This is a genomic window from Streptomyces sp. NPDC059743, assembly GCF_042732975.1.
GTDB lineage: Bacteria > Actinomycetota > Actinomycetes > Streptomycetales > Streptomycetaceae > Streptomyces.
The window spans coordinates 113,155-128,536 of the sequence record NZ_JBHWGS010000011.1 but is presented as its reverse complement, the minus strand read 5'-3'; the positions used below and the strand labels follow the sequence as shown (position 1 = coordinate 128,536).

General features: G+C 68.5%; 16 protein-coding genes, 1 tRNA gene and 1 CRISPR repeat array. Of the genes, 13 read left to right on the top strand and 4 right to left on the bottom strand.

Translation table 11 applies throughout. From position 1 onward, the window contains the following. Positions 1-127 precede the first annotated feature (127 nt). The 4 genes from ACFV6H_RS20700 (at position 128) to ACFV6H_RS20685 (ending at position 3,815) form a co-directional block, all read left to right on the top strand. The gene (locus tag ACFV6H_RS20700) at positions 128-733 is read left to right on the top strand and encodes an HhH-GPD-type base excision DNA repair protein (RefSeq protein WP_385544027.1); all 606 of its coding nucleotides are present in this window, start codon (positions 128-130) and stop codon (positions 731-733) included. Between the two features lie 195 nt (positions 734-928). Continuing rightward, complete coding sequence (locus ACFV6H_RS20695) at positions 929-2,461, top strand: M28 family metallopeptidase (protein WP_385544437.1); 1,533 nt, start codon at positions 929-931, stop codon at positions 2,459-2,461. A 268-nt stretch (positions 2,462-2,729) separates the two neighbouring features. Further along, on the top strand, positions 2,730-3,032 hold the full coding sequence (locus ACFV6H_RS20690; RefSeq protein ID WP_023540426.1) for a type II toxin-antitoxin system VapB family antitoxin: 303 nt from the start codon (positions 2,730-2,732) through the stop codon (positions 3,030-3,032). A gap of 114 nt (positions 3,033-3,146) precedes the next feature. Then, positions 3,147-3,815: a LytR C-terminal domain-containing protein gene (locus tag ACFV6H_RS20685; protein ID WP_384983537.1), complete on the top strand. Its 669-nt coding sequence runs from the start codon at positions 3,147-3,149 to the stop codon at positions 3,813-3,815. A gap of 590 nt (positions 3,816-4,405) precedes the next feature. Here the strand turns inward: ACFV6H_RS20685 and upp are convergent. Continuing rightward, the gene (gene upp, locus ACFV6H_RS20680; protein WP_093593138.1) at positions 4,406-5,050 is read right to left on the bottom strand and encodes a uracil phosphoribosyltransferase; all 645 of its coding nucleotides are present in this window, start codon (positions 5,048-5,050) and stop codon (positions 4,406-4,408) included. A 111-nt stretch (positions 5,051-5,161) separates the two neighbouring features. Here upp and ACFV6H_RS20675 point away from each other — a divergent pair, with 111 nt between their 5' ends. The 6 genes from ACFV6H_RS20675 (at position 5,162) to ACFV6H_RS20650 (ending at position 9,371) form a co-directional block, all read left to right on the top strand. Further along, positions 5,162-5,383, top strand: coding sequence for a hypothetical protein (locus ACFV6H_RS20675; RefSeq protein WP_384983534.1), 222 nt, complete (start codon positions 5,162-5,164; stop codon positions 5,381-5,383). Positions 5,384-5,572: 189 nt separating this feature from the next. Continuing rightward, a complete protein-coding gene (locus ACFV6H_RS20670) occupies positions 5,573-6,115 on the top strand; it encodes a hypothetical protein (protein ID WP_066946415.1) in 543 nt (180 codons plus the stop codon). A 71-nt stretch (positions 6,116-6,186) separates the two neighbouring features. Then, the gene (gene tadA, locus ACFV6H_RS20665) at positions 6,187-6,615 is read left to right on the top strand and encodes a tRNA adenosine(34) deaminase TadA (RefSeq protein WP_093593153.1); all 429 of its coding nucleotides are present in this window, start codon (positions 6,187-6,189) and stop codon (positions 6,613-6,615) included. Between the two features lie 93 nt (positions 6,616-6,708). Beyond that, positions 6,709-6,793: transfer RNA gene (locus tag ACFV6H_RS20660), tRNA-Ser, on the top strand. A gap of 371 nt (positions 6,794-7,164) precedes the next feature. After that, positions 7,165-8,534: a CRISPR direct-repeat array (repeat unit 23 nt; unit sequence CCCCGCACCCGCGGGGATGTTCC). Positions 8,535-8,697: 163 nt separating this feature from the next. Continuing rightward, positions 8,698-8,946 carry a hypothetical protein gene (locus ACFV6H_RS20655; protein WP_385544021.1) on the top strand — a complete coding sequence of 83 codons (249 nt, stop codon included), beginning with the start codon at positions 8,698-8,700 and terminating at the stop codon, positions 8,944-8,946. Between the two features lie 74 nt (positions 8,947-9,020). After that, positions 9,021-9,371, top strand: a complete 351-nt coding sequence (locus ACFV6H_RS20650; RefSeq protein ID WP_385544018.1) for a hypothetical protein — start codon at positions 9,021-9,023, stop codon at positions 9,369-9,371. 345 nt (positions 9,372-9,716) lie between these two features. Here the strand turns inward: ACFV6H_RS20650 and ACFV6H_RS20645 are convergent, their stop codons facing one another. Genes ACFV6H_RS20645 through ACFV6H_RS20635 form a run of 3 tightly spaced genes read right to left on the bottom strand, consistent with a single transcriptional unit; the run spans position 9,717 to position 12,481 of the window. Next, positions 9,717-10,859, bottom strand: a complete 1,143-nt coding sequence (locus ACFV6H_RS20645; protein WP_385544016.1) for a hypothetical protein — start codon at positions 10,857-10,859, stop codon at positions 9,717-9,719. After that, entirely contained in the window at positions 10,856-12,283 is a 1,428-nt protein-coding gene (locus ACFV6H_RS20640) for an N-6 DNA methylase (protein ID WP_385544013.1), read from the bottom strand. Before ACFV6H_RS20640 ends, ACFV6H_RS20645 begins: the two co-directional genes overlap by 4 nt. Before the next feature lie 18 nt (positions 12,284-12,301). Next, positions 12,302-12,481, bottom strand: a complete 180-nt coding sequence (locus ACFV6H_RS20635) for a hypothetical protein (RefSeq protein ID WP_385544010.1) — start codon at positions 12,479-12,481, stop codon at positions 12,302-12,304. A 1,287-nt stretch (positions 12,482-13,768) separates the two neighbouring features. On the opposite strand from ACFV6H_RS20635, the gene ACFV6H_RS20630 reads away from it, so the two are divergent. The 3 genes from ACFV6H_RS20630 (at position 13,769) to ACFV6H_RS20620 (ending at position 15,361) form a co-directional block, all read left to right on the top strand. Next, on the top strand, positions 13,769-13,933 hold the full coding sequence (locus ACFV6H_RS20630; RefSeq protein ID WP_176732477.1) for a hypothetical protein: 165 nt from the start codon (positions 13,769-13,771) through the stop codon (positions 13,931-13,933). Positions 13,934-14,060: 127 nt separating this feature from the next. Next, positions 14,061-14,354: a Dabb family protein gene (locus tag ACFV6H_RS20625; protein ID WP_093593150.1), complete on the top strand. Its 294-nt coding sequence runs from the start codon at positions 14,061-14,063 to the stop codon at positions 14,352-14,354. Between the two features lie 176 nt (positions 14,355-14,530). Beyond that, positions 14,531-15,361, top strand: coding sequence for an RNA polymerase sigma factor SigF (locus ACFV6H_RS20620; protein WP_093593156.1), 831 nt, complete (start codon positions 14,531-14,533; stop codon positions 15,359-15,361). The last annotated feature ends 21 nt before the right edge of the window (positions 15,362-15,382 follow it).

Sequence of the window (15,382 nt, the reverse complement as noted above, 5' to 3'; positions counted from 1 at the left end):
TCTCACCCGGTCGGCCCAGATCTACCCGTCCTCCGGTTGCTCCATCCGCACCACAAATTAGTCATATGAACACACGAGTGGTGCGTGTGTACGTGCGTCACACCGAGGGCAGGGTGATCATCGGGGAATGAGCACCAGAATTCGGCTCGCACAGCAGTCCGATGCCGACGAACTGCTCGGCCGCAGTCCGCTGGCCGCGCTGGTCGGCATGCTGCTGGACCAGCAAGTTCCCATGGAATGGGCGTTCTCCGGGCCCTACACCATCGCCGTACGCATGGGCGGTGACGATCTCGACGCACGGCAGATCGCCGCGTACGACCCGGAGGCGTTCGTGGCGCTGCTCTCGGAGAAGCCCGCCGTACACCGCTATCCGGGCTCCATGGCCGGACGCGTACAGCAGCTCTGCCAGTATCTGGTCGAGCACTACGACGGCGACGCCACCACGATCTGGCGTGATGTCGCCACCGGCACGGAGGTACGGGAGCGGCTCAACGCGCTGCCCGGCTTCGGGACACAGAAGTCCCAGATCTTTCTGGCCCTGCTGGGCAAGCAGTACGGCGTACGGCCCGAGGGCTGGCGGGAGGCCGCGGGCGCGTACGGCGACGAAGGGTCCTACCGCTCGGCGGCGGACATCACCGGACCCGAATCACTGGCCAAGGTCAGGGCGTTCAAGCAGGAGACCAAGCGGGCGGCGAAGGCGGCGAAGAGCGCCGGCCCTCCGGACAAACGCTGAACCCCATGCCACACGACCGGTCCGCGGCCGATCCGCAGCTGATCCGGAGCCGATCCGGAGCCGATGCGCCCTTGTACGGCGTGACCTGCGACACATCTGTTCACAGTTGGCGCACCGGTCGCTAGCTTTCCCTCACGTTCGCTCACATCCGTTCGCGCCGGAAGGACCCTTGTGAAGGCAACTCCCCGCAGGCTCATGGCCGTTGCGGCCGTCAGCGCGCTCGCCGCGCCGCTTCTGCTGTCCGCCTCGCCCGCCGTCGCACGAGCGCACAACCCGGGCAAGGAGGCGGCGAAACTCTCCCGGAAGCTGGTGCGCGAGGCATCCGCCAAGGACGCCTACAAGCACCTCAAGGCGTTCCAGGCCATCGCGGACTCCGCCGACGGCAACAGAGCCGCCGGCACACCCGGCCACGAGGCCTCGGCCACCTATGTGTACAACCAGCTCAAGAAGGCCGGCTACCGCGTCTCCTACGACACCTTCGACATCACCTATATCGAGACGCTCGCCGAGAAGCTCTCGGTCACCGCACCGGCGCCGCGCGATGTCGCCATAGTGGCCATGTCGTACACGAAGTCCACGCCGGAGGGCGGCACCCGGGCCGCGCTCGCCGCCGTACCGGTCGACACGACCACGGGCTGCGAGCCCGCCGACTACGCAGCCGGGGCCTTCACCGGCAAGATCGCGCTGATCCAGCGCGGCGGCTGCGACTTCGCCACCAAGCAGCGGGAGGCCGCGGCGGCGGGTGCGGTCGCGGCGGTCATCTACAACAACACCGCCGGCTCGCTCAACGGCACGCTCGGCGGTCCCGACGCCGGAGTGATTCCCACCGGCGGTATCACCCAGGCCGAGGGCCAGGCACTCGTCGCCGAGGCCGGAGCCGGCCCGGTGACCATCTCGCTGGAGCTCCGGCAGCTCCAGGAGGAGCGCACCACCCGCAATGTGATCGCCGAGACCAAGGGCGGCGACGCCGACCGTACGGTCATGCTCGGCGCGCATCTCGACTCGGTCACCGAGGGCGCCGGTATCAACGACAACGGCTCGGGCTCGGCCGGACTGCTGGAGGTGGCGCTCGAGCTCGCCAAGACCCATGACAGGCCCACGAACAAGGTGCGCTTCGCCTGGTGGTCGGCGGAGGAGCTGGGACTGCTCGGCGCCGAGTCCTATGTCACCCGGCTCACCGCGGAACAGCGCGCGGACATCGCGCTGTATCTGAACTTCGACATGATCGCCTCACCGAACGCCGCCCAGTTCGTCTACGACGGCGACGACTCGGACGCCACGGGCGCCGGACCGGGCCCGGAGGGCTCGGCCCAGCTGGAGAAGGGCATCACCGACTTCCTCGACCGCCAGGGCGTCCCGCACGAGGGCACGGACTTCGACGGCCGCTCCGACTACGGCCCGTTCATGGAGGCGGGCATCGCCTCCGGCGGCACCTTCACCGGCGCCGAGGGCATCAAGAGCGCGGCCCAGGCCAAGAAGTACGGCGGCGAGGCCGGTGTGGCGTTCGACAAGTGCTACCACTCCGCCTGCGACAACCTGTCCAACATCAACATGAAGGCCTTCGGCGTCAACATCGGCGTCATCGCCAACGCCGTCGGCACCTACGCGCACGACCTGCGCTCCCTCTCCACTCCGGCGCAGAAGCAGTCCGCGCCGGCGCGCGGCAAGGCCGAGAGCGCTCCGGCCGAGCACCGCACCCACGGCCGCGGCCACGCGCCCACGGCGTGACGGAGCACTGAACGTACGCCGTGGGCGCGGAGCCTCCGCGCCCACGGCGTACGGCTTCCGGGCATGCGGCCCGGATCGGCGGATCCGCCGGATCCGCCGGATCAGCCGGATCAGCCCGGATCCTCCGTGATCGGCCGTGATCGAGGCGGGAGACCGGGCGGACGAATGGGTTCCGTTCACGCTTTGCTCCCGATGCGACACGAAATGCCACTTTTGTCCTCCGGCGCCATGGCTGCGCCCGGAGCCGGTCGCCCGGTAGGCTTTCCGTGTGATCTTCAAGCGCATCGGTAACGGGCGGCCGTATCCCGACCACGGCCGGGAAAGCACCCGGCAGTGGGCGGATGTCGCGCCGCGCCCGGTCCGCCTCGATCAGCTCGTGACGACCAAGGGCCAATTGGACCTGGAGACGCTGCTCGCCGAGGACTCCACCTTCTACGGAGACCTGTTCGCGCATGTCGTGAAGTGGCAGGGCGATCTCTATCTGGAGGACGGGCTGCACCGCGCCGTCCGCGCCGCGCTCCAGCAGCGCCAGGTGCTGCACGCGCGTGTGCTGGAGCTGGATCTGGGCTGACGGCGGGTCCGTACGGGTGATGACTGCGCCTTTCGGGGCCTTTCGCACCTCGGACAGCTCAACCCATTGATCATTTAGTAGGACCTGACCATCGGCGCGCACTACGCTGCGCTCATGAGCATGCTCACTCCCCCTGGTCTGGGCGGTAAGTACCGCATCACGGGTGACAAGTACCCACGGATGCGCCGCCCCCGGCACCGCCGCAGGCTGGTACTCGCGGGCACCTCCGCAATCGTCGCCCTCGGCCTGGCCGGCTGGGGAACCATGCAGCTCATCGATGTCTTCTCGGGCGAAAGCGGCAAGAAACTCGCCGCCGCCGCAGGCCGGAAGCACGGCTGCAAGACCTCCTCGACGGCGGCCATGGCACTGCCCAAACCGGGCCAGATCACGGTCAACGTCTACAACGCGACGCCGCGCGGAGGTCTGGCCAAGACCACGGCCGACGAGCTGAAGAAGCGCGGCTTCCTCATCGGCAAGGTGGGCAACGCGCCGGCCAAGTACGACAAGAAGATCCAGGGCGCCGGGATACTGCTGGGCTCCCCGAGCGCCTGGAACACGGCGCTCACGGTGCTCGGCACACAGCTGAAGGGCGCCGCGACGAAGACCGACTCACGCAAGACGGCGGACGTCGATCTGCTCCTCGGCACGACCTTCACCAAACTGAACGTCCAGAAGGACGCGGACGAGGCGCTGGCGACGCTGGTGAGCGCGGCGGCCAAGAACTCCGCCTGCGCGACGGACCCGGCCCAACAGCCCCGCCCACCGTCGCCGCAGCCCCACTAGCCGCGGGGCGCGCCTGGCGGCACGGGGGTGGGTGCGGGTGCCGGGGCCTCCGGAGGTACATGTCCGGACGGCATGATTTACGCCGCGTGCGGGCCGGTTGCCTAGTGCGGGTTTCGCGTGCGGCACAAATCACGCTTTAGTGTCCGAACACGCACCTCCTACGACCCCGCCCCCCTCCCGCCGCACGTCAGGTTTCCGCCCACTCCGGGCCCACACCAAGCCCGTCCGGCGATTGAGGACGGAACCGCCAACCCCGGCCCCGGGCTCCCAGACGGTGGGGCAAAATCAAGCCCGTCCGGCGTTTGAGGACGGAACGGCCGGCCCCGGTGCCGGGTGCCCGCTCGGTAGGGGCAAGCCCCTCGCCGTACTCCGGCCGCAGGCCGAAAAACCCAGCCCGTCCGGCGTTTGAGGACGGAACGGCCCGCCCCGGCGCCGGGTTCCCAGACGGTGGGGGTACGTGGGACCCGTTCGCGCCCGGCCGCAGGCCGGAAAATCAAGCCCGTCCGGCGATTGAGGACGAACCGACCAGCCCGACGGGTCCGGGTTGCGGAGACGTTCCGGCCTCGCACGGCCGGAGGCGAACCGAGCCCTCAAAAAGAAGAGGCCGCCGTGCCGTAGAGGCGGTCGCCCGCGTCGCCCAGGCCTGGGACGATGTAGCCGTTTTCGTTCAGGCGTTCGTCGACCGCCGCCGTCACAATCGTCACCGGCGTCCCCGCGAGCTCCCGTTCCATCACCTCGACGCCCTCCGGCGCCGCGAGCAGCACCACGGCGGTCACATCGTCCGCGCCACGCTTGATCAGCTCACGTATCGCCGCCACCAGCGTGCCGCCGGTCGCCAGCATCGGGTCCAGGACGTACACCTGGCGGCCCGAGAGGTCCTCGGGCATCCGGCTGGCGTAGGTGGACGCCTGGAGCGTCTCCTCGTTGCGGATCATCCCGAGGAAGCCCACCTCGGCCGACGGCAGCAGCCGCACCATCCCGTCGAGCATGCCGAGCCCGGCCCGGAGGATCGGCACCACCAGCGGGCGCGGATAGGAGAGCTTCACTCCCGTGGTGGCCCGTACCGGGGTTTCGATGTCGACCTGTTCGGTCCGTACGTCCCGTGTGGCCTCGTACGCCAGCAGGGTGACCAGCTCGTCGGCGAGCCGCCGGAAGGTCGCTGAGTCGGTGCGCCGATCGCGCAGCGTGGTGAGTTTGTGCGCCACCAGCGGGTGGTCGACGACATGAATCCGCATGGCGACACAGTAACCGGGGGCCAAGGCCGTACGCGCTGCCACCAAGGCGTGGGCATCAACCCACGCTCACGAGGGAAGAGGAAGCTGAAGACCTGGGGTGGGGAGGCGTCGATGCCGGACCGGGATCAGCGGGGGCAGGGACAAGAGCAGGGCCGGGAGAAGGACCGGGAACAGGAACAGGGCGACGAGGACGCGACGGAGCGCCGGCGGCGGCGCGCGCAGTTCCTGCGGGAGCTGAACGAGGCCAAAGAGCTGCGCGAGCGGGTGAAGCCGCGACAGGCTCGCGCCGCGCGGATGCGCCAGCAGATGCGGATGCGTACCTTCCGCTGGTAGCCACGCCGGGCCGCTGAAGAGATGTGCGGGCCGCGTGCAAGGGGCCGAACAGGGTCCTAATAAAATGGCCGGACGACGCAACGGTGGAAGACCTCTCGCGAAGCGCTCGTTTCTGCCACGATTCCGAGTAGGCGGGGCAGAGCAGCGCACCGCCGGATCGTCACACCTCTGACCAGTGGGAGAGTCACGGTGTACTTCGCCGCACTGCTCGCGCGCACCGAAGACGGGTGGGAAGCGAGCGATACAGAGCTCGACGATGTGGAGACCCTGTCGGACCTCACCGACTTGGCCCGCGAAGCCTCGGTGGACGAGGACACGGTGCTCGTCTTCATCGAACAGGAGGACGCCTGGTTCGGCATCCTCCGTGTGGAGGGCGAGGAAGACCCTCGTATCTATGTCTCCGACGCGGCCGCGGCCGCACGCTCCTCGTACGGGGAGATCCTCATTGATGAACTGCTCGGCAGGGATGACGACGACCCGGCCGACGACCTCGACGCGCTGGACCTCGACGGTACGGAGGACGGCGAGCCGGACGAGAACGACGAGGAGGACGACGACAACGACAGCCCCGTGATCGACGGGGAGACCGTGCCGGCGGGAGCCGTCGGCGACCGTGAGATTCTCAGCGACCTCGGGCTGTCCGAGGCGGATCTGCTGGCGCTCGACACCGATGCGATGGCCGAGATCGCGGAGGCTCTGGGAGCCGCCGAGGTGCTGGAGACCGTCCGCTAGTGATCGGGTACGGCCCGTTGTCCGAGCCCGATCCGGTGCGTGATCCCGTGCGCGATCCGTGGCGGGCTTCCATGCGCCTCGCCCTGGACGAGGCGGCACGGGCGGCCCGCTCCGGTGATGTACCGGTGGGCGCCGTCGTGCTGTCACCGAACGGCACGGTGCTCGCCGCGGGCCACAACGAACGCGAGGCGACCGGCGACCCGACCGGCCATGCGGAGATCCTGGCGATCCGCAGGGCGGCCGGGAAGGTCGGTGCCTGGCGGCTGACCGGCTGCACGCTGGTGGTGACTCTGGAGCCGTGCACGATGTGCGCGGGAGCGCTCGTACTGTCCCGGGTGGACCGGGTGGTGTTCGGCGCGCTCGACGAGAAGGCCGGCGCGGTCGGCTCGCTCTGGGACGTCGTACGGGACAGACGGCTCAACCACCGGCCCGAGGTGATCCAGGGAGTGCTCGCCGACGAGTGCTCCGCAGTGCTGACGGCGTTCTTCCGCGAGCGCTGACCCGTCGTCCGTCCGAACCTCCGCGGCCTCTTCGATCGCCGTACCGCGATACCGATTTCGAACCTCGGCCCACTGTGGGCTAAGCTCTCTCCCGGTAGCGTGTCCGAGCGGCCGAAGGAGCTCGCCTCGAAAGCGAGTGTGGGGAAACTCACCGAGGGTTCAAATCCCTCCGCTACCGCTCTCACACCCTCCTGATCTGCGGAAACGCGGCCAGGAGGGTGTTCTGCGTGCGGAACGTACTGCACGGCCGCGCGGCACGGGAGCCGACAGGAGCACAACTGACCCGCACACGAGGCGCGTTGCACCACGGAGGAATCTGCCACCCGCAGTCCCTCCCCGAGACGTTCCCCCAGCCAGGTCACCAAAGACCAACCCCCGTCGGTTCAGTAATGTGATGGGACGGCCCAAATGCCAGCGCTGACACCATGCGAGGGATCGACCACATTGTTCTTTCCGGCCGCCCATCGACAGAGCCTCGATCAACGTCTCAGGCTGATCCCACTGATTGAAATCAAGGCTCCCCGCAGATAAAAGCCCAGGCCAACAAGCGTCGACCCCGCACCCGCGGGGATGTTCCCCTCGGATCCAGCGCCGATAACGAGCAGCGAGGGTCGACCCCGCACCCGCGGGGATGTTCCGACGGCATCGCGTCGTTCCCGGTCTGGGACTGAGTCGACCCCGCACCCGCGGGGATGTTCCTGCCTCTTGGAGCGTCGGCCGGTCCGGGTCGGCGTCGACCCCGCACCCGCGGGGATGTTCCGGTGATCGATGTCATACTCCGGCCGCTGGTGCCGTCGACCCCGCACCCGCGGGGATGTTCCAGCGTCCGGTGTGGACGGTCGACGTCCGTACGGGTCGACCCCGCACCCGCGGGGATGTTCCCGTACGCATCAGCGCGGTGTCGCGCTCAGCGAAGTCGACCCCGCACCCGCGGGGATGTTCCGTCCGCTCCACCGGCGGCACCGGAGGCACCGCGGTCGACCCCGCACCCGCGGGGATGTTCCCTCCAGCGCGGCCACGTCCGCCGAGTAGGTGGCGTCGACCCCGCACCCGCGGGGATGTTCCCAGGAACGGGCCGCGCGGCGGGTCCGGTGTCCCGTCGACCCCGCACCCGCGGGGATGTTCCGCGGCAGAGGCCGGCCAGACGGCGGAAGTTGCGGTCGACCCCGCACCCGCGGGGATGTTCCTGGGTGCGGTATGGCGGGCACGAACAGGAACGGGTCGACCCCGCACCCGCGGGGATGTTCCGTCGGACGGCACGCCGATCCCGCCGGATGGGAAGTCGACCCCGCACCCGCGGGGATGTTCCCCCCACCGCGCGCGCACCGAGCTGGTGCGCGCGGTCGACCCCGCACCCGCGGGGATGTTCCGTCTGGGTGCGGCTCGTCTTCCTCGCTCTCTTCGTCGTCCCCGCACCCGCGGGGATGTTCCGCGGCTGCCGCCCCAGATACCGGCCGAGAGCGCGTCGTCCCCGCACCTGCGGGGATGTTCCCGTATTGACCGTGTGGAGACGTGTCGACCCGTCGTCGGCCCCGCACCCGCGGGGATGTTCCGGCGAGTGGCTCGTCTGCACCGCGTGTAACAAGGTCGGCCCCGCACCCGCGGGGATGTTCCGGTCCGGAAGGCCCTCGGCAACCCGACCGGCGGGTCGGCCCCGCACCCGCGGGGATGTTCCCCGCTGCTTCGCCGTCGACGCCTGTTCCTTGTTGTCGGCCCCGCGCCTGCGGGGATGTTCCCCGCTTCCCGGTCGCCGTCTGCTCGGTGACGTTGTCGGCCCCGCACCTGCGGGGATGTTCCGATCCACCGGGTGGTGTACGGGGACAGCGCCGGATCGGCCCCGCGCCTGCGGGGATGTTCCGTGGGAGGAATCGGGGGGCGAGCACACGGCGCTGTCGGCCCCGCACCCGCAGGGGTGTTCCGCCACCGCTCCCACTGCCCTTCCGACCTGCGAAAACGCAACCAGGAGCCCTTTCCTTCGCTTCACAGGAGTGCCCGCTTCATGACAGAGGGGCCCACGGGAGGCTGTCGGAAGGCCGCACCCGACTGGACAGAAGTCCTACTTCCAGTGGGATAATGTCTGGCATGGCTATCGAGCACGCATCTCCGGACGAGACCACCGTCAAGAAGTCCGTCACCATCCCCAGATCGCTTGCCCGCCAGGTAGAAGCCCGCACCGGCGCCCGGGGTTTCTCGCGCTTCGTCTCCGACGCCGTCGAACACGCCCTCGCCCTGACCAAAACCAGGGAGATCGTCGAGGCGTACGAGGACGAGCACGGCTCCTTCACTCCCGAGGAGATCGAGGAGGCCCGCCGGACATGGCACGGCGAGTAACCCCGGCGTTCCCTCGCGCCCTCCTCGTCCTCGATGCCCAGCCGCTGTCCCTCCTGGCCGACCAGAACCGCAAAATGGCGCTGATACTCAAGGTCGCAGAAGCCGAGGGGTACGCAGCCGCAATCTCCACGGTCAGCATCGCCGAAGTCCGCCGCACCGGACAGGCCGCGAAGCACCTGCACTGGCTCCGCTCCCGGCTCACCGTCATCCCCGCAACCGAGATCATCGCCGACCGTGCGGCAGAACTACTGGAAGACGCCGGCCTGGACGGTCACGAAAACGTCGTGGCCGCGCTCGTTGTCGCCACTGCGGCCTGCTCGGGCGGACCCATGAAGGTCGCCTCCACCGACGGTTCCCACATTCCGAAGCTCTGTCACGCGGCATCCGTAGGCCGCAGAAGCCCCGTGGAATGGGTCCGCGTCTGACCCCTTCCCCGGCCGCCGCCCGCTCGATGTACTCGGCAGCGACGTGCGCACCGGGACACGCGAGCCGCACGGCGTCGGCGATTCGGCCGCACGGACATCGGTCTGGCCGAGACTCGGGTTCAGAGCGATACGGTGGCAGTGACCAGCAGGAAGCCCATCCGACCAGTGGTGATTCGGTTCAGCTGTCCCAACCGCGATTGGTGCGGATGCGACGTGGCCGTGCGCAAAGTGGGCCGCCTCGCACGGCGTGATGCCCAGCCTGCTTCCAAACCGGGCATCACGCCCCACAGACAGACGGGCTGGAAACTCCATACCCAGCCCCCGCACGACCATCGGGTGCCCCGGTCATACCCGGGGCAATGCTTCGGCCGCTCCCAGGGTGTGTAGAAAATCGTTTAGGAGGGCCCGCAGGGTACAGTTCTCGCGCTGGGCCGTGAGCGCCCGCCTGTGCAGCGCGCCCGCGAGGCGCGCGAAGCGCGCCAGCACCTCCTCCGGCGGCCAGGCCACCGTGGCCTGGATGAAGGCCCGCGCACTCAGCTCACGGCCCGCAGTACCCTGCGCCAGCTGCGACAACTCGCTGCTTCTGGAACGGATTTCGTGAAGCAACCACCAGGTGTCACCCTCCTGCTCCGGCCTCAGCGCAAGCACCCCACGGCTCACGATCAGGGGAGTCCGGCTGACCGCGGCGTGCACCTGCCCCGTCTTGGGGACCACGAGTACCGAGCCAGGGACACCCGACAGATCCGAGACATCCGTGGTGTCGATGTACGGCAGCGGACTACGCAGTACGTCAGCGGGTGCCACCCACGCATCGCCCCCTGAAAGTGCCGGCGGCCGTCCGGCTGTCCCCGTCCGGGCATCGCGGACGACATCCTTGAAGGTCCTTTCCGGCCAGCTCTTCCTGTCCGCAGCGAGCGCACCGAAGTGCGCGTCCGCAAGCGCGACCGCGGTGTGCGCGATCCGGTCGTTGACCTCGGCCCGGCTCTCGATGGCGCGGACCACACGTAGGGTCCGTTCACGGTCCGCCTGGGACGGCAGCGCGACGGGTAGCTGTCGGAGAGACCTCAGCCCGAGCGTGCGCTGCGCGGTGCCTGCGGCCTGCGTATCGCACCAGGCGCGGGCGGTGGGCATGGCGAGCCAGACCCGGAGCCACTGAGCGAGGCGCGGGTCGGCGCAGCGGACCAGGGCCACCGAGCGGGCCATGTTCCACCCCTCGTGCTCCGGCCGGGTCACAGCGGCTTCGCCGATCCGTCCTACGAGCACGATGAGCAGATCACCGGGGCGCAGCCGCGTCTTCGGATGGGCTTCTGCAACTTCGCGCCCCACACGCACCATTTCCTTGGTCTGAATGCGGCCGTCGGCGATGTCTCCGGCCCGGAGCATGGGGACGCCATCCAGGTCGGGGCGGCCAGGGCGGTTGATGCCATACCCGACCACCTCCACGCCGGGCAGGTCGGTGAGCGCCGCCCACTGCGGACGTTCGTTCACAACGCCCCCAAGACATCGCGGAGTTCACGCTCCATGCGCGCGGCTTCCGCGAAGTGTCCATAGAGTTCGTCGGTCAGCTCACGCACCCGCCGCTCGTCGTCGCCGGGTTCGGCTTCCGCGGCCACCGGCGCGACGTGGCGTGCGGGGAGGAAGTCGAAGTCCGCTGCCTCGATCTCGTCCAGGGTGACGGTCCGGCACCACCCCGGCTCGTCGGCCTCTCCGTGCTCCGACCCGCCCCTGAACGCACGGACGATCCGTGCGATGTCCTCGTCGGTCAGGGCGCGTCTGCCCCGGCTCACCTGGACGCCCACGTCCTGTGCGTTGATGAACAGGACGCGATTCTTGGCGTGGGCGCGCTTGGACTTGCTGAAGACCCACAGGCAGGCGGGGATGCGCGTGTGTGGAAAGAGTCCGGGCGGCAGCTGGATGACCGCGGCGAGTACGTCGTCGTGCACCAGTCCGGCGCGGATATGCCGCTCGGCGCCGCCCCGGAAGGCCGCGCCGTTCGCCAACAGGATCGCGGCACGGCCGCCGGTCTTGAGCGAACCCAACACATGTTGGACCCAGGCGAAGTCAGCGTTGCTCTTGGGTGGGGGACCGTAGCGCCAAGGCACGAACTGGCCGTCTATGCGGTCCTGCCAACGGGACATGCTGAAGGGCGGGTTCGCGAGGGCAATGTCGTACTTCTCGCCGGGTTCTGAGCCGTACAAAAGGCTGTCGTCTGAGTCGAGGTCCCGGTGCAGATCCTCGTCCAAGCCGTGGAGGATCAGGTTCATCGCCGCAATCCGGCGTGTGCGGGCATTGACGTCCCGGCCGAACAGCAGGAGCGTGGGCTCGGTGCGATCCATGGGTCGCCCATCGTGCATCTCTACGTAGCGCGCCGCCTCGGTCAGGAGTCCGGCCGAACCGCACGCCGGATCGTAGACTTCGTCGCCGGACGCTGGCGCCATGAGCCGCACCATCGTCCGTACGACATCGCGAGGCGTGTAGTACTCGCCACCTGCCCGGTCCTCCGAGAACCGCGCAAGGCACTGCTCGTACAAGTCCGCCATCGTGCGAGCCCGGCCCGCTTGGTCCAGGACAGCGATGAGGTCCCCCAGCGCCTGCTGCATCCTCCGGCTACCGAAGGGCAGCTGCCCGAGGACCGCCTCGTCGTCCAGGTCCAGGCGAAGTTGCCCGTAGTCACCGCTCCAGGCGTGCAGCGCCCTGTGTAGGACCGACTGGGCGAAGTCGGGTCCGGGCACCTGACGAACCAGGTCCTCCCAGGTAGGACGCCCCTGGGCCACGTCCTCGGGGACGTCCGAGACATGGCGCAGGAAGACCGCAGCCAGGACTAGCTGCTGCATCGCGTCCGGGCTGAGGTCTCCGTGCAGCACGCCCATGGCCCGCACCAGCCGGTCGACCTGAGACCTGATCGCTTCCATCTCACCTCCCTTGCCGGGTCAACGCCGAAAGGCGAGGACGATCACGACGGCGATCGCGGCGACCACCGCGAACGCGCTTCCCCCATGCTGCACGGCACCGAGCACATCCTTGTACCGCGCGTATTCGACCATGCCCGCCATCAACGCGACGTTCATCGTCAACGACGCCGCGAGCCACCACGGCCACGACCGACTCACCCTTGACCCACCCCTCACAGGATTCTCCGGAGTACCTCCCACACCCTAGCAAATACAGCATACGTTTCGGGTATCGTGCAGCAGGCGGTTTGGGATGCCTCCGACTCCGTAAGACTGGCAGGCCAATGCGCCCGGCCGAATTACCGTCGAGGGAGCATTGGCCAGGAGCCGGCCTCCGCCTCGGGCGCCGCCCTGCGCACCGCGTCCTCCTGTCACCATTCACGCCAGATTCCAGACGTCCGGGCGGAATCAGGCCCTTCCTTCGAGGGCCGGACTGCTCACCAAGGCCATCGAGCGCGGCTTCGCCATAACGACGAAGAATGAGCTGCATCAGCTGCTGGACCTGTTGCAGCCCGGTGCGCTTGAGGAGATCGCGGCCACACTTTGGCAGTTCGCGCCCGTGTCCACGAGCCGCCCCGTACGCGCACCGTGGGCTCCCTCTCCGGTGCGCCGGCGGATCTGAGCGCGAACGCCGACACCTACCTCGCGGGAAACTTCGAACGGCGATCGTGGTCGACACCGGGCCACTGGTGGCGCACGTTAACCCCGACGACAACCACCACACGGCCTGCCGCACATGATTCGATGCGCTGCCCACCCGCCGGGACGTCCTCATCCCAGCGTCTGTGCTCGCCGAAGTCTGCTACCTCCCGAACGCCTTCGGCGGGCCCCGATTGGAGGCGGCCTTCCTCGACGCCCTCGCCGACGACGCGTACGGCACCGTGACCGGCATCACGCCCGAGGACATCCTGCGCGCATGGCCCAGCTCGTCCGTCAGTACGCGAGCCTGCCACTGGGCGGTACGGACGCGTGCGTCATCGCCGTCACGGAGCGCCCGAAGACTACGAAGTCAGTCACACACCGTGACCGCCCACCAGGATCGATCCACACCCGGCAAAGCAGTGCGGAGGAACCCACAGCGGCGTCAAGGGCACGGAGGCAACGGGCACCGCACCCCGGATCGAGCGCCGAGAAGGCAGGCGAAGGCCGCCCGGGCGAGCCCATCCTCGCCGTGCGGCACGTGCCGCACGGGAACCGTCAGAGGCCGATCGAGCAGGACGCAGCAGGATTGAAACACGGCGGTATGTCCCACTCTCAGGAAAACCCGCAGGTGAGACGGGTCACGTAAGCGGGTTCAAATCCCTCCGCCACCGCTTCTCGAAGGGCCCTGGCGCAGTGCGCCGGGGCCCTTTCCGTGTAGGTGCGGGTACGGCCTCCGGGCATTGGCGTTCATACGGTTAGACTCTCGCGCGATCGCACTGGGGACGGCAGGGGAGGAAGCGACCCATGGGGCAAGCGAGAAAAATCGTGCTCTACGCGCTCGCCGTGTTCGTGCTGTACACGATCATCACGTCGCCGGAGCGGGCCGCCGATCTCGTCCAGGTAGGGTTCGAGGGCATTTCGAGCGCCGCCCAGGGCGTCGGCGAATTCATGTCCGAACTCATCAAGTAGCCGGAGAACGGCCGGAAGACGGCTGTACGAACCAGCACCCACCGCGTCCGCACGGAAGCCTCCGGCGGCCGTACGGAAGCACCCTGCGGCCAGGGCGTGTCCGCAGGCCGTCCCCCAAGGAGTGCCCTTGATCCGCCACCTGGTCCTCTTCAAGCTCAACGAGGGCGTCTCACGCGACGAGCCCCGGGTGACCGCCGGTGCGCAGGCCTTCGAGAAGCTCGGTGAGCAGATTCCCGAGCTGGAGTTCTGGGAGTGCGCCTGGAACATCAGCGAGCGGCCGATCGCCTATGACTTCGCCATCAACTCGGCTGTCTCCGACCGGGATGCGCTCCAGCGCTATCTGGACCACCCGGCCCATCAGGCGGGTGTCGGCCAGTGGCGAGAATTCGCCACCTGGGTGATCGCCGACTACGAGTTCTGAGCCCTCCGCCTCCCAAGCCCCACACCTTTTCGGTGTGGGGCTTTTGGTTATATTGCCCCAACTTGCCGTCAACACGGTTTTATCGGGTGCTTGCACACAGTGGACATGTCTTGTGATGCTATGACCGCTTTTGACGGATGAGTTGACGTAGTCGACCGCAAAGGGGTGGCGTGACCGTGCCGGCCAGTACTGCGCCTCAAGTGCCGCCCCAGATCGAGACCGAGCCACGTCCCGCCGCGCAGAGCAGAGGCGCGGACACCAGGGCACTGACCCAGGTGCTCTTCGCCCAGCTCAAGGAGCTGGAACCGGGCAGCGAGGAACACACCCGGGTGCGTGGGGCGCTCATCGAGGCCAATCTGCCGCTGGTCCGCTATGCCGCCGCCCGGTTCCGCAGCCGCAACGAGCCCATGGAGGATGTCGTCCAGGTCGGCACGATCGGTCTGATCAACGCGATCGACCGGTTCGATCCGGACCGCGGCGTGCAGTTCCCGACGTTCGCGATGCCGACGGTCGTCGGTGAGATCAAACGGTACTTCCGCGACAACGTACGGACCGTCCATGTGCCGCGCCGGCTCCATGAGCTGTGGGTCCAGGTGACCGGCGCCACCGAGGATCTGACGACGGCCCACGGCCGCTCGCCCACCACCGCCGAGATCGCCGAGCGGCTGAAGATCTCCGAGGACGAGGTACTGGCCTGTATCGAGGCGGGACGCTCGTACCACGCGACCTCGCTGGAGGCCGCCCAGGAGGGCGACGGGCTGCCCGGACTGCTGGACCGTCTCGGCTACGAGGATCCGGCGCTGGCCGGCGTCGAGCACCGCGATCTGGTCCGGCATCTCCTCGTACAACTGCCCGAGCGGGAACAGCGCATTCTGATGCTGCGTTACTACAACAATCTGACGCAGTCGCAGATCAGCCAGGAACTGGGCGTCTCCCAGATGCATGTGTCAAGGCTGCTGGCCAGAAGCTTCGCCCGGCTCCGATCCGCAAATCGGATCGAGGCATAACCCGGGCGGTTGGATCACCCG